At 33.8% G+C, this 16435-nt stretch carries 8 protein-coding genes; all 8 read right to left on the reverse strand.

Annotation, left to right across the window (positions count from 1 at the left end; all coding sequences use genetic code 11):
• Nucleotides 1-150: 150 nt before the first annotated feature.
• Nucleotides 151-3486: a VCBS repeat-containing protein gene (locus tag AACZ41_RS16780; RefSeq protein ID WP_339629763.1), complete on the reverse strand. Its 3336-nt coding sequence runs from the start codon at nucleotides 3484-3486 to the stop codon at nucleotides 151-153.
• Nucleotides 3487-3670: 184 nt separating this feature from the next.
• The gene (locus AACZ41_RS16785; protein ID WP_339629764.1) at nucleotides 3671-7228 is read right to left on the reverse strand and encodes an FG-GAP-like repeat-containing protein; all 3558 of its coding nucleotides are present in this window, start codon (nucleotides 7226-7228) and stop codon (nucleotides 3671-3673) included.
• A 111-nt stretch (nucleotides 7229-7339) separates the two neighbouring features.
• A complete protein-coding gene (locus tag AACZ41_RS16790; RefSeq protein ID WP_339629765.1) occupies nucleotides 7340-9088 on the reverse strand; it encodes a RagB/SusD family nutrient uptake outer membrane protein in 1749 nt (582 codons plus the stop codon).
• A 44-nt stretch (nucleotides 9089-9132) separates the two neighbouring features.
• Nucleotides 9133-12444, reverse strand: a complete 3312-nt coding sequence (locus tag AACZ41_RS16795) for a TonB-dependent receptor (RefSeq protein WP_339629766.1) — start codon at nucleotides 12442-12444, stop codon at nucleotides 9133-9135.
• Nucleotides 12445-12853: 409 nt separating this feature from the next.
• On the reverse strand, nucleotides 12854-14038 hold the full coding sequence (locus AACZ41_RS16800) for a class I SAM-dependent methyltransferase (RefSeq protein ID WP_339629767.1): 1185 nt from the start codon (nucleotides 14036-14038) through the stop codon (nucleotides 12854-12856).
• Nucleotides 14039-14045: 7 nt separating this feature from the next.
• Nucleotides 14046-15146, reverse strand: a complete 1101-nt coding sequence (locus AACZ41_RS16805; protein ID WP_339629768.1) for an AI-2E family transporter — start codon at nucleotides 15144-15146, stop codon at nucleotides 14046-14048.
• A 3-nt stretch (nucleotides 15147-15149) separates the two neighbouring features.
• A complete protein-coding gene (locus AACZ41_RS16810; RefSeq protein WP_339629769.1) occupies nucleotides 15150-15800 on the reverse strand; it encodes a DUF4159 domain-containing protein in 651 nt (216 codons plus the stop codon).
• An 83-nt stretch (nucleotides 15801-15883) separates the two neighbouring features.
• A partial coding sequence (locus AACZ41_RS16815; protein WP_339629770.1) for a 16S rRNA (uracil(1498)-N(3))-methyltransferase occupies nucleotides 15884-16435 on the reverse strand: 552 nt, incomplete at its 5' end.

Here is a 16435-nt window from a genome sequence, read left to right on the forward strand (position 1 = left end):
TTAAAATCAGTTGTTTCTTGAATTTAAGGTGATTATAAACGATATTAATGTTATTCACTTAACCGATTCTTAGATTTTAATAGATTTATCGCTTAAGTGTAGAATGAAAAGTACTTTAATGAAAAATAAAGTCTCTTAAAATCATACTACTTATCTCTTTTGGAAGACTCTAATAGAATCCCTGTTTTGCGAAGCAATAAAGTACGGATAATCACTTTTTGCACTGTTAACAGTTATAATACTTTTAGCATCCCCAGGAACTAAAATTCCACTTTCTGAAGTGGGTATGAATTCATACTTTCCTTTACCGTTATTTTTCAATAATCCACCATTAAAAGCATCATATCTACCAATAAAAACTTCATTTCCATAGTTGTTGCCAACTAATAAAATATCTTCTTTTTGATCATTATTATAATCTAATTTTACCATTCCATTAATTGGGGAAACTTGAGTCTCTGTAGGTAGGGGAATATACTTAAAAGAACCATTACCTAGATTTTCCATTATTATGCTTTTGTCATAATTACCAATTAATCTAGTAGAACCTTTTAGCTCATCTTCATTAAATAGATTTGCGATTGTTGCTTTTGAATAAGATTTAAAGGTGTTGTATTTGGCTCTAAAAATGGGGCTTTGACCATTTAGGTCTCCCCAGAAATTCACAGGAAAAGATTTATATTCTGGGTTTAAAAAGCTATCCTTGAAATAAGCAAACATCACTGGGTCTATAGTTCCATTATTATCAAAATCTTTTGCAATAATAGTTACTGGTCTTTCATCAGAGGGTTGATATAGATTGTTAGAACCTACATTACCTACTATAAAATCAATATCACCATCATTATCTATATCTGTTTTAACAATACTTTCCCACCATCCTAATAAATTCTCAACTCCTGTCAGGTTAACCTTTTTATAACTGCCACGGTGGTTTTTAAAAATGGTTGTAGCCATTAATTCTCCAGTGACTACTAAGTCTTCATAACCATCTAAATCAATATCTGCCCATATTGCGTCGGTTATCATGCCTATGTTCCTTAGTTCTGGTGCAATTGAATCTGTAACGTCTTTTAAAACGCCATTTTTATTTCTTAATAAGAAACTTTTTTCTGATTTTGGGTATTGTGAAAAAGGTGTTCTGCCACCAATAAATAGGTCAGCAAAACCATCTTTGTCAAAGTCTGTAGTTTTTACGATGGATCCACTTGCGTTAATAACGGGCATTCTATCTATAGAGATTGTGAAATTACCATGGCCATCATTTAATAGTAACCTGTCAGTATACTCAATATTATCAATATTGAATTCATTGCTTCCAGAAACTAAGAACATGTCTAGATCACCATCATTCTCCAAGTCGAACAAAGCAATGCTTTCTTCTTCATATTTCATATTTTCTTCATCGGTGAATAAAGGTTTTTGACTAAAAATCCCTTCGGTGTTCTGTAGGAATAATTGAGGTGAAAAACTAGCTGAACTACCAATTATAAAATCTTCAATACCATCTCCATTGATATCGCCCGCTGCCATGCACGGACCATTTTGAGTGAATTTATGTGGAATTATGCGTTGTAAATTATAGTCGACAATGTCTTTTTCTTTATGAATAAATTCAATACCTATATCTTTTGAAACTTCTTTGAAAATGGTACTTTTTTTATTCTGTGCTAATGGAAAATTTAATTCACTAAAAGAAATGGTTGAGGCATCAAAATAATTTAAAGACACTTTTTGATTAGCGTCTAGATTTGATATTTTTTGATATTTTCCATCAGGCCAGAGAATTTCTAGAGAACTAATCTGTTTTTTATCTCCTAATCCAAAATGTATAATATCTTGAACTGTAGACATATAGCCTCTATAAGTATGGTGTTCTTGAAATTGAAAAGTATTATCTGAAAATCTAATTACAACTTTAGCGCCAGCTACCAGTGATTTCGTAGGAGGCCCAATCAAGTCAATGTTTAAATAGTTATGATTATCTTCCTTTTGCTCATCAATAGTATTTCGAAATAGGAGGGCTTGATCATTAATATTATTCACGATGTAATCTAAATCACCATCATTATCTAAATCTGCGAATGCAGAACCATTAGAGAAAGATGGTATACCAATACCCCAAGCCGTACTAATATCCGTAAAGGTGTTATTCCTATTGTTTTTAAAGGCGTAATTAGGAATTTTAATCTTTGGAATTGAATCTAAAATCTGAGCAGGGGTCAAGTATCTACTAACATTAAATTTAAAATCACCAAAGTCTAGATCTGTGATGTCTCGAGGAAAACCATTTGTTACGAGGATATCTTTATAACCATCATTATCCATATCAGCAAATAGGGGAGACCAGCTCCAATCAGTTTTAGCGACCCCGGCCATTAGTCCAATCTCACTGTAGGGTACGCCATTTGCATTTCCTTTTTGAAGCATGTTTCTAGTGTGTTGGTACTCATAATCATATCTCTCGTTAAGGATGTATTCTGTATACTTATGGCCTGACAAAGTGGTTTTTAACCGTTGGTTGGTTTCACCTAACATGTCTAATGTCATTATATCTAAATAGCCATCGTTATTGAAGTCGGAAATATCATTTCCCATTGAGAACTTACTTTGATGTTTAATGTTCTCTTTTATTTTGTTTTTGAATGTACCGTCTTGGTTATTGATATATAGAATATCATTGGTTAAATAGTCATTACTTATATAAATGTCAGGCCAGCCATCATAGTTTAAATCGGAAATTGCAAGACCTAAGCCGTAGCCCTCTATAGTAATACCTGCTTCAATTGTTACGTCTTTAAATGTTCCATCACCATTATTTTTATATAATCGATCATTACTAAGCGACGATCCGTCTGTTATTTTAGTTCTATAGTTGGCGGGTAGGATATGTATATCAACATTATTTAAAACATATAAATCTAGAAGCCCATCTTTATCATAATCAAAAAAGGTCGCCCCCATGCTATTACCTGGTTCCTCTACCCCAAATTCTTTGGCCTTGTTTTTAAATTCAGGAATTTGGTTTTCATTCAATCCTTGATTTATAAAGAGAATATTTTTTTTGTGCTCTTCTTCTGTTAGCATTGCAGAACAAACGTATATATCTAAATACCCGTCGTTATTAATATCTGCCAAGGCAACTCCTGTATTCCAATTATTTAGAGCTTCTATGCCAGACTCTTTAGAGACATCTTTAAATTTAAAGTCTCCTTGATTTAGGTATAACTTATTGGGAACTTGATTTCCGCTAAAAAAAATATCAGGCTTACCATCGTTATTGAAATCACCTACAGCAACTCCACCACCATTAAAAATATACTCACTTGTTAGTATATTAAAACTGTCGGTTTCTATGATTTTATTGTTGAATTCAATTCCAGACTCAGCTGAGGGTATTACTTGGAAGAGTGTAGGGTTGTTTTCATTGCAGGAAATAAAACTAATACTTAAGAATATAATCGATACAGCAGAAAAGACCCGCATTTTTTTTATAATTTGGTTATTCGTCTAATTGACCTTTAAAGTAGTATAAATTAGAATACTAACGATTTGTTTTTACTACTATTAACAAATAAGAGATTTTCTTGAACTACCTATTGACCTAATTTTGGTTGTTCATATGATGATTATTTCCCTTTTTCTTAATGTTAGTTAACTATCTACATATCTAAAAAGTCATATTTCTAGTGTTTTGACCAGTTTTATTGTAGAATTTGATTTCTAAAATTTTATCGGTTATTAAAATGTTTTGTGTCGATTGCGAATTAAAACTATCACCCCAATATACTTCTTGAATTCTTTTTGAGCCATTCCTAAAATTTATGACAGCCTTAACTTCGTTGAGGTTAAATTTCACGAGTTTACCAGCTCTTTTTTTAATGTACTCATGGGTCTTCAATGAATCATTGTTTTGAGATGCTATTATTAATTCATTTCCGTTTTTTAAATTAACATTTACCAAGGCTTTGGCATCACCCGGTACATAAAAATGAGTTTCATCTAATGAAAGTGCGGTCATTTTTAAATCGCCTTCATTTTTTAGCACCAGACCAACTAATGCATCCGCCATGCCTTGTTGTACCTCCATGCCAAAATCATTGCCTACTACTAAAACATCTAGTAAATCATCATCATTAATATCTTTTAATAGTATACCATAAATAGGGGCATATTGTATTTCCATAGGCAGCGGATGGATTTTAAATTTACCATTACCCAAGTTTTCAATTAAAGAAGTTTCCATATAGTTGAAGCTGAGTTTCGTCGCATCATCTAATAGGCCATCATTAAACATTTCTGGTAGGGTAGAGGCACCAAATTCTCCAAAAGAATTATATTTTTTTCTTATACCCACATATTGTGTAGTAACATCTTGCCAAGGATGATAGAGATATTCTTTTTTAATGCCAATACTATCTCTTAGATAAAAGGATAGTAATGGGTCAATTGTACCATTATTATCTAAATCTTTGGCATATAACCGTATAGGTTGGTCCTCTGTTCCTTGAAAGTTTATATTTCGACCAAAATTACCTGCTATATAATCTGTATCGCCATCGTTATCTAAATCACCTGCAGATAGGCTATTCCACCAACCAAATTTATTTTGAACACCAGAGTTATCTGTAATTTCAACTAATTTACCTTCTCTGTTTTCAAAAAATCGAAGCGGCATCCATTCACCAGCTAAAATTAAATCTGGCCAAAAATCATTATTGAAATCGGTCCATAATGCATCGCTGATTAATCCAGGATATTCAAGATCAGGATTTATTTTAGTGGTTACATCAACAAATTTGATTTGATTTCCCACAGATTGATTTTCAAAAATATATGACCTATCGGAAGAAGGATAGGAAAATGGCAATACCCTACTACCTACGAACAGGTCTAAATCACCATCTTTATCAAAATCAGCAGCTTTAACACTGGTCGAATTTGTGTTTACATCAGGTATGGCGTTGGAGGATTCGGTGAAATTACCTTTACCATCATTAAGTAGGAGCTTATCTTTATAAAGTATATTACCTGACGGATATTGTGCGCTTCCTCTGGCTAAATATAAGTCAAGGTCTCCGTCTCCGTCTACATCAAATAATAAAGAGCTAGAATCATCTTCAAGCTTTTCCTCACTTTTATAGGAGACTGTGGCTTTAATAAAGGTACTTTCTGGTGTTTGTAAAAACCAAGCCTCATCTTCTCCTCTGCTAGCGCCTATAAAAATATCTTCTAAATTATCACCATTAATATCTCCCACAGAAATTGAAGGACCAAATTGAGAAAATTTGTGTGGTATAGTTCTTTGAAAATTAAAATCTATAAAGTCATTATCCTTGCTTAAAAAGTTTAGGCCTATACTTTTTGATGCTTTACTAAATAAAGGAGTATTATTTCGGTTTGTGATTAAATTTGAAGGACGATAATTGTATTTGTTAAGCTTATTGACTGTAGGGCTAGTTACAATTTGTGTTTTTCCATTAGGCCAAATGATTTTTAAACTGTCTACCTGTTTTATTTTTCCAAGTCCAACATGCAAGGTTTTCTCTGGTTGTGATAAATACCCTCTGCCTGAAAGTAATGATTGGCGTTGTTGCTTGTTTTTGTAATAAGTTATTACCGTACTACCGATTGCCTCGGGGTTTTGTTTGTCTCCTGTAAGTTTTATTCTTAGAAAATTATCTTCTGGGGTTAATTCATTAGAATGGTTTTCCATTAATAAAACAGGGTCATTAATATTATTTATAACCAAATCTAGGTCTCCATCATTATCCAAATCTCCATAAGCGGCACCGTTCGAAAAAGTGCCAAAATTCAAACCCCAACCTTTTGTTTCATCGGCAAAACCTTTTCCTTCCAAATTTTTAAATATAAAGTTTGGAATCTTAATTTCAGGTATAGCTTCGATTAATGTTTGTTTACTTACTAATCTACTAGCGGTAATTCGAAAATCGCCAAAATCACGGTCTGTAACATCTTTAGGAAAACCGTTTGTTATCAACAGATCTTTCCACCCGTCATTATTATAGTCTGCAAAGAGTGGAGCCCAGCTCCAATCGGTTTCTTGAATACCAGAGGACATTCCTATTTCACCGAAAATCGGTAATTGGTTCTCAGGATTGATACCTAAATTTTGTTGTAAAGTATTTCTAGTGTATTGATATTCATATAAGTATTTTCTGGTAAAAATTTCTTTTTGGTAACTGCTTGGGCCTTGAAATAATTTTTTTCTTTTATTATAGTACGGTTGCATTTCTGTGGTGAATATATCCATACGCCCGTCATTATTGACATCGGTTATGTCACTACCCATAGAAGATAGGCTGAAATGTTTAAATATTTCACCAGCTTTATTGGTGAAAGAACCATCTTGATTGTTGATATAGATTAAATCGTTACTTAGAAAGTCATTGGCAACATAAATATCGGGCCACCCATCTTCATTAAAATCATTAATCAACGTACTGTGACTATACCCATGGTACCGAATACCAGCTTTTTCTGAAACGTCTATAAACTTTCTTTGGTCTAAACTGTCGATATAAACATTCTCATATAAAATATCTTTACTTTTAGAAGTGCCATCATCGGTTAATGGGCTAAATTGATTCGGATTTATTCCTTCTATACGGTTAACACCGATAAATACATCTAAATCACCATCGTTGTCGAAATCAAAAAACTGCGCATGAGAAGAGTAAGTCTGGTCATCTAAACCATATTTTGCAGCTTCTTCTTTGAAATAAGGTAAGTTGCTTTTGCTATTTCCTTGATTAATATATAATAGGTTTTTTCTTTGAATACTATCTTTTCTAAATGTATTACAGATATAAATGTCTTGTAAACCATCTAAATTAATGTCAAGAACAGTAACTCCTGAAGACCATTGCAAACTATCAGTTTTGCCAATTTGTGCTTCTTTGCTAATATCCCTGAATTTTAATTTCCCTTCATTTAGATATAATTTATTATCAACTTGGTTGCCAGCAAGGAAAATATCTTCAAGGCCATCACCATTAATATCTGCAATAGCAACTCCTGCACCATTATACACAAATTCATTGTCTAATATGTTGATTGAATCATTTTCAGACAATTGATTGTTAAAATTAAGTCCTGATAAGTTAGAGTCAACTTTTGTGAATAGCGTTTTAGGTTCATTTTCACTACAACCTATAAGGATAAATAGAGATAAAAAAGTAACAATTTGAAATTTTGAATTCTTCATTTTTCTTTTGAAATATACTATTACAAATATGCAAGAACCTAAAGGAAGTAACAAAAAAAAAGGCTACCAATTATGGTAGCCTTTTAATAAAAATTTAAAAGCTATAATTTATTAATAACCTGGGTTCTGTGATAAAATTTCAGCACCGGTTATATCTATCTGAGCTTGAGGAATTGGGTAGTACTCATTTTTACCACTTGTAAAGCTTGCACCACCAAATTTAGTAACCAACAACGTTGATTCGTAAGCTAAATATGCATTAAGCTCTTCAGAAGCAATACCCCATCTAACTAAATCAAAGAAACGGTGTCCTTCACCAGATAATTCAAGTTTTCTTTCGAAGCGTACCGCATCTCTTGCAAAGTCTGCATTAGGGAATGAAGTATATTCAGAAATAACATAATTTGCGGCATTTGCATCAGAATCATATTCTTTTACCCAATATTCAGAGTTTGCAGCTCTTCTTCTTACTTGGTTAACATAATCTAAAGCAGTAGCCAAAGAACCGCTTGGTGCTTCTATTTCAGCTTCTGCAGCCATTAATAAAACATCAGCAAAACGAATTATAGTATAGTTCATTGTTGCATACCCACGTGTCCAAGAACTACCATCAGTAAAGCTGTTTTCTTGACTTCTGTAATAGATATATTTCTTTGGAGAATACGGACCAGCATAAGGTTGGCTACGGATCCATGCTTTACCCGGGTGTTCAATCCAATCTAAATAAGGAATACCTCTTCTACCAATAGCATGGTCAATTCTTGGGTCTAATGGGTCAGTATCTTCAACAAACGGCTCGTCTGCTTCCAAACCAAAATCATTTTTAACCGCATTTGCAGGGCTATTATATGATTTGTCTAATAATGGTAGTCCATCAGCACCAGTTCTAAATGAATTAGCCATTTCGAAACTAGGTTGAAAGAAACCACAACAGTTACCAGGACCGTCAGGACCAGTGTTATATGGGTAATTTAAATCATCGAACCAATTTGCATTATTTACACTACCAGTATTATTGGAAGATTCTACATCAAAAACAGCTTCTGCATGGTTATCATTTTCTGCATTATAGATTTGAGAATAATCATCTAAAAGTGCGTATTTAATTCCATTAGAAGTTACACCATTTGCAATAACATCATCAAACCAAGTCTTGGCTTCACCAAATTTTTGTTGGTATAATTTAGCTTTTCCCATTAGAGCTGCTGCTGCCCATTTGTTTACACGACCTGCACCATTTACTCCTGGTAAGTTGTCATAAGCAAATTGCAAATCAGCTTCAATAATAGCCCAAGCATCACCGTTGTTAGGCAATGTTGCTAAATCTTCTGGTGCTACAGTTTCATCAAATACAACAATGTTGTTAAAATGCTTTTTAAGATCAAAGTAAAAATGACCTCTTAACATTCTAGCTTCACCTGAAAGTCTTGCAGCGTCTGCTGCCGATAATTCAGTTGAACTAGCTATAGCAGATAACACTTTGTTAGCTCTACTAATCCCTTCATATCTACCTCTCCATAGATTGTTGAAATCATTGTTGGGGTCTACAGGGCTAGCTTCAAATCGTTGAATAGGATTTAGTGAACTGTAATCTCCTGCATCCGTTCCTTTGTTAGCTTCTCCACCAACAACTGATCCAGTAGCCCAATGGTTAGGTCCTTCAAAACGGTTTCCGAAGACTCCATTAAGTGCAGAGTACGTACCGATTAACAAACCGTCTATACCAGCTTTAGTACTTACTTGGGCATCTGCAAGTGAGTCCGTAGGGGCTACTTGCAAAAATTCATCACTACAAGACATCGATGCGAGAAGCAACGCGCCTAATAATAACGATGGTTTTTTAAATTTAAATGTTTTCATAGTTTACTTTTTCTTAAAGTTACTAATTTTTATAATATTATTTATTAAATACCTATTTCTAAAGTGATTGCATAACTAGGTGTAACTGGGAAGTTACCAACATCGATACCGAAATTAGTATCAGGACCAGCTACTTGAGGATCAAGTCCACTATAGTCTGTAAGTGTCCAAATATTGTTAGCTGATAAACCTACTTTGAATTTGCGAAGGCCCATGCTCTCAACCAAGTTTGTGTCGAAAGAATAACCTATACGTAATTGTACTAATCTTAAGTAACTACCATCTTCTACATACCATGAGTTAGATGCACCACTTGTACTTAAATTAGAAGCACTTTCCCAAATTGGTGATCCAGCATTATTACCTAATTCAGGAGTCCAAGAATTAAAAGCTGAAGCTCCTTTTGCCGACCCTTCAAATGTACCGAAGAAATCAGTAAACCATTTAGATTGGTTGAAGATTTCGTTACCAACAGAACCATACCAGTAGGTTTGAAATTCTAAGTTTTTATAACGTAAAACTAAATCTAAACCACCAGTGAAATCTGGTACAGCACTACCTATTACCGTTCTATCATCTGGGGTAATGGCTCCATCACCATTAACGTCCTCATATCTGAAACGACCTAGTCCCTTGCCATCTTGAGCAGGTGAGTTAGCAACTTCGTCAGCGCTATTGAAGTATCCTATAACATTATAACCGAAGAAAGTAGAAATAGATTCCCCAACAGAGTTACGGATTGGAGCAATACCTCTATATGCGATGTTGTCTCCAAAGGCATCAATACCTGGTGCCAATGCTGTAATTTCATTTTTAAGGAAAGAATTTGTACTTGTTACTTCAAAAGAAAGATTTTCGGTAAAATTCCCTCTTCCTATTATTTGAAAATCAACCCCTTGGTTGCTCATTCCACCTATATTTACAGATGGTGCTGCAGCGTAATTTCCAGATACACCAGGTAGTGGTACTTGGTATAAAAGATCTCTAGTATCCTTTTTCCACCAATCAAGAATAAACTCTAATTTATTATTGAACATGGAAAGGTCAAAACCAATGTTTGTTGTTTCAGAAGTTTCCCACTGTGCATTTGGATTACCAATTCTACTAGCTGCAAACCCTTCATTGGCACCGCTATTTTGTCCATCTATTGGATAAAAAGAATTTCCACGATCAGAAGCAAATAACGAATATTGGTTATTAGGCGATACGTTAGAATCACTACCCATTTCACCCCATCCACCTCTAATCTTCAAATCTGAGATAATTTCTTGGTTTTGCATGAATGGCTCATCTATCACTCTCCATGCAGCTGAAATAGCAGGGAAAGTACCATATCTCTTGTTTTCACCAAAACGAGAAGATCCGTCACGACGAAGTACACCAGTTATATAATACTTCTCATTAAAATTATAATCTAATTTACCGAAAGTAGAGAAATAGGTAGATCCTTTGAATTGGTTACTGTTAACATTTGGACTTTGTACCACTGTTAAACTTTGGAAATCTAAATCTGTAGAAAATGGATTAATACCATTACCAGAAATATTTCTACCTCTACCAGTGTTCAATGCTTCTATACCACCAAAGGCCGTAATTTTGTGTTGGCCGAATAATTTTTCATAACTAAAGGTATTGGTAAATGTCCAAGAAAAAGCATAACCGCTTCCTTCACTGAATGAGTTACTTGCCTCAGGCTCTGAATCACCTAAATATTTGTAGTTATAATCTACATAATGATAATTTCCATAACTACCTCCAAGGCTAGAACGTAAAGTCAACCCTTCAAATGGTTTTACCAAAGCATACATATTACCGAAACCACCAATGTTATAAGATTTGTCATCCCCAGTGTTCAGTTTTAATCTTCTAACCGGGTTTCTTGGGTTGTTGAACCCAGCAGCTTTAGTACTTGCATAACTTCCAAAATCATCCCTTACAGGAATAATTGTAGGCATTCTAAAGGCAGATAAAACTTCAGATTCATCATCTGCAGCCTCTACACCACCATTACCACCTGCGATACCAACTGCGGATCTATACGTTACTTGAAAGTTTTCTCCAAAACTTAACCAAGGCGTAACATCAAATTCAGAGTTGAAACGCGCAGCATATCTTGAAAATTCTTGCCCAAGTACAATACCATCTTGATTTTGTGCAGAAATACCCATGTAAAAACGACCATTTTCATTACCTCCATCAAATCCTAAGGATACCCTGCTCTGTGGAGCAATTCTAGTGATTTCCTTGTACCAATTAGTTCCTTGTAAATTTGGTCTAATCAAAAATGTATTATCAGGATCAGCCTCATAAGCAGCTCTTACAGCAGCTAAATCAACATCACCAGCACTTACTCCATTTTGGCCATTTGCATGCAAATAGTCAGGTATGCTAGGCGTTGCATTGGTTCCGTATTGAGGGTGGGTGTATTGAACGGCAGTACCATTGGCAGCTGCATTATTCTCATAGCCAATATGTGTATATCTTGCCATGTCTAATGGGTTCAGTTGATTCGGCGAACCAGCAACATTTGGGTCTACAACACCACTATTCACGTTCAAGGTCATTGACGTTTTTCTTTTCGACCTAGATCCTTGTTTAGTTGTATAAACAATTACTCCGTTCGCAGCTCTTGCTCCATATATGGAAGCAGCAGCAGCATCTTTAAGAACCGTTGCCGTCTGAACATCGTCCGGGTTTATAAAATCAACATTTCTTGTTGGAACCCCATCTACAACATATAAAGGAGCATTGTTTCCAAAAGAGTTGAAACCACGTACCCTAATTTGACTAGTAGTTCCTGGTTGCCCGTTTGTTAGAACGGTTACACCAGCTACCCTACCCTGTAATTGTTGTTCAATGTTACCAGAAGGTACAGCGGCTAAGTCCTCTGCAGCTACTATAGAAACTGCAGCTGTAGTTTCACGTTTAGTCTGTACTTGATAACCTGTTACTACAACCTCGTCTAAAGCGGCAGCATCTTCTACCAAAGAAGTATTAACTACCGATTGACCATTTACAGCAACTTCTTTTCTTTGAAATCCTAAATAACTAAATACCAATGTAGCACCCGGCTCTACATTTAATGTATAGTTACCATCAAAATCTGTTTGAGTACCATTAGTAGTACCCTTTTCTACTACGTTTGTTCCCGGTAGTGGTGTTCCTAAATCATCTGTTACAGTACCTGTAACCGTTGATTGTACAGTTTTAACCTTTGCTTCAGTTGAAGTGTCAGTCATTTTATTTGCTTGGGCCAGTTGGGCTCCTAAGCAAACAAGCATCGATAAAATCCCTGATTTAAAAAAGGAAGACCTTTTTTTGGATTTGATCGACTTGTAATCACGTTTTTGACTCATAATCGTTGTTGTTTGTTAGTTTAAATTAATTAATGTGTTTTTTGACTTTTAAAATTATTTAACGCAGCTGTCAAATGTTAAAAAAATCAAAATCCGGTATAATAATAGCAATTTTAACGCATATAGTGATAATTCAAATACGATATTTTACGAGATCTTTAATTCTATTTGTTGGAATTGTGTTTAAAATATTCTCTTTGAACAGCCGTAATCATTGATGTATCAATAATTTAGACCCGTTTTAATTCACATATTCCAATGTTAATAATTTTAACATCTTAAGTTTAAATTGTAGTAAAATGACACGATAAAATGCCTTTCTATATCGTTGTAGTGGTAACCTAGATCGAGAATTTAATAATAATTTAAGAACTAATTATGATAAAAAATCGGTAAATATCTTGCCAAGTTATTCGAAGATTTGAGTGCAATTGATTACAATAAGTTTTTGGTCTTTATTTGTAGTAAAAAATAAATAAGTATGGCCACCATCTTTTAGATTAAGTTTTTTTCTGATTTTTTCGACTGAATCTGGAAAATTTCTTGTTGTAATATTAGCCTTATAAATATCTATGTTTTTTAAAGATTTTTTAGTGTAGTCAAGAATATTTAAAATTTTAAATACACGGCCTGGAAATGAAATTAATTTGTCTGAAGTATATAGGTGCGAGTTAGAATTTATTTTGTTTAAATCATAATACCTACCTACATATTCAAATGAGCCAGATTTTAAAACAGCAGCATTTGGCTCATACAAATATGCCAATGGTATAGAATATGTAGATATTGCAGACCGTTCTTGATTCAAATAAAAATCAAAAGTCTGTTTAATTTCATTCTTAAAATTTATTGTTTTTATTAACGGCTCTTTGCTGTGATTTTTTTCTAAAAGCCATAGTACTTCTTTTACATCGTTACCTATAGCTACAATATTTATTTCTTTTACGTTTCTCAAATGTTTTAATCCGTTGTTTAAATCAAGCAATGGACCTGTTTTTATTAAAATGTTATTTGACTTTGTAAATAAGAAATTTAAATGCTCGTTTACATCAGGTTCACAATCAGTTAAAAAATATACTTTATTATTATTCTTATCTCTTCTTGAGGGGTCTAGGTAAATCCAATCAAATAATTGTGGATTATTCTTTAAATAAGATATTCCATCCGTAGATATACACTCAATGTTCGTTGCTCCCAACTGAATGAAATTATGTTGTGCAATGGCAGATAATTTTTCACTTTTTTCAACATGAATTACTTTATTAATGTTTTTGCTAAAAGCAAAAGAATCAATTCCAAGGCCAGCAGTAATATCGATTAGGGTTTTACCTTGTACTAATGAAGATTTATAAAGCGCCGCTAATTCTGATGATGTTTGTGAAAGATTAAGTTTATTAGGGTAGATGATGTTTTTTGTTGCAAACCAAGTTGGCAGCTTGTGTTTCGCCTTTAACTTAGATTCTATTTGCTCTACAAGCTCTTTAGATGTTATTTCGGCAAAAGGTGATTTCTTTAAAAGTATCTTATGAATATCTGAAGTTAGATTTTCATTGATAAATTGTTGTACTTCATGAGATAATATTTTAAGATTCACTTAAGTTTTATAGATTTTGGGTCAATGATTTAACGATTTGGTTCTCTGATAAAAACTCTTTCAAAATCACCTTTATGGCAGTATAGCCTGGTACTGCGACAATCATACCTACTACACCGAAAAGTAAACCAGCTATAATGATGATCAAGAAAATCTCTAAAGGATGTGATTTTACACTATTTGAAAATATGAAAGGTTGTGAGAATAAATTATCGACCAATTGTCCGAGTAATAATCCTAAGAAAACATAGCCTGTTTTAGGAAGTATAATTTCACTAAAATCATATCCTAAGTTACTGGTCATGGTTAAAGTCAGCATCATTACACCACCAATTATTGGTCCAATATAGGGTATGATGTTAAATAACGCACAAAGAAATGCTATGACTACGGCATTTTCAATGCCAACTATTAGTAATACTATGGTGTAAATGACAAATAGAATAAATATTTGAAGCAGTAAGCCAACAAAGTATCGGGATAACAAATTATTAATTTTTTCTATTGAATTTGTTGTACCCTGTTTTTTAGTTTGAGGAATAAATATTAAAAGACCGTGTTCAAATAGCTTTCTGTCTTTAAGAAAGAAAAATGAAATGAAGAGAACTGAAAATAAGCCAATGCTAGCAGAACTTAAAACTGTTAAAAAGGAGTTTAAAATGTCAGGAATGAACCCTATGTCTAAACCTTTTAAAATATTTTTCTCTAGCGCAACATCGTCAATGACATCATCTACAATATGGGATGACAGGCCTAGGTAGTTAGTAATTTGATGGTATAGCGTGTTAAGGCTTTTTTGTAATTCTTCAATATCAAGAAGAGAAAGGTTTTTACTTTGCTCCGATAGAAGTGGAATGAATAAGGCAACTATGCCGGCTAAAACCCCAATCATAATTAGCATGGTGGCTACAACAGCTAGGATATTAGGGAATTTAAGTTTCAACCTTAAGAACTTAACTAACGGTCTTCCAATTAAGGCCACAACAGCAGCGATGGCCAAATATGCCAATACTGAAAGTATGGTATATAGAAAATAAAGCAATAGGACAACACCAACTATGAAGCCTATGGCTCTAAGAATTCCTTTTGAAATAGTTTTTGAGGTCATTATTTAACTTTTAAATACATAGGTGATAATGTTAGCTCCCATTTTTAGTGCTTTTTCCCTTATTTCTGCAGTATCGTTATGTACTGTGGGGTCTTCCCAGCCATCTCCTAAATCTGATTCTGAGGTAAATAGCAATACAATTCTGTTATTAATAGTAATCGCGAAAGCTTGCGGGCGTTGACCATCATGCTCATGTATTTTAGGTAACCCTTGCGCAAAACGGTAGCTATTTGAAAATATAGGATGTTCCGCTCCAAGTTCTTCTAAATTGGAATCTGGGAATAGTCTTTTTATTTCTCTAGTGATATAAGGTTTCATTCCATAATTATCATCAATATGCAGAAACCCACCAGCTAAAAGATAGTTTCTTAAATTCTCTATCTCTTCTTCGGAAAACAACACATTGCCATGGCCTGTCATATGTATAAATGGATACTGAAAAATAGAAGAACTGCCAACCTCTACAGTTTCAGGTTTACTGCTTAAAGTAGTGCCGATATTGTTATTGCAAAATTTAATTAAATTGGGTAATGCAGTTGGATTCGCATACCAATCACCACCGCCTTGATATTTTAAAATTGCAACTTCTTGTGCCTTTAATGAAAGGCTTGAAATTAAAATGCAAAAGAAGAGCAGGCGGATAAAATTTCTCATAATCAAATCTACGAAATTAGTAGATGAAAAATTATTGGAGTATTATTTTCAATTTGTTGTAAAGTCATCGATAGATATTTTAATTATCCATTATTGATGGAGGCAACAATGGTACAGGCAACAATGGCTGCAGTTTCTGTTCTCAATCTAGTTTTGCCCATGGTAACTGGTGCGTACCCTTTTGACATTGCATTTTTAATTTCAGATGTGGAGAAATCACCTTCAGGACCAATTAAAATGGTTATATCTTGGTCGGCAACAACTCTTCGCTTTAATTCATAACGTTCGCTGTCTTCGCAATGGGCAATAAACTGTAAACCGGTAATAGGTTTTACTAAAAAATCTGATAAACTTATTGGCTCATTTAATTTTGGTAAATAGGTTTGAAGTGATTGTTTCATGGCAGATTCTATAACCCTTTGCATTCGGTCTAACTTAAGAATTTTACGTTCAGAACGATCACAGATTATTGGGGTTATTTCATCAACACCTATTTCTGTGGCCTTTTCTAAAAACCATTCAAAACGATCATTCATTTTTGTAGGTGCTACCACCATATGAAGCCAATATAATTTAGGATGTGTTTTTTTTGAAGATATGAGTTCAACCTCACATTTCTTAATAGAATCATCTAT

The organism is uncultured Maribacter sp., from assembly GCF_963974015.1.
Lineage (GTDB): Bacteria > Bacteroidota > Bacteroidia > Flavobacteriales > Flavobacteriaceae > Maribacter.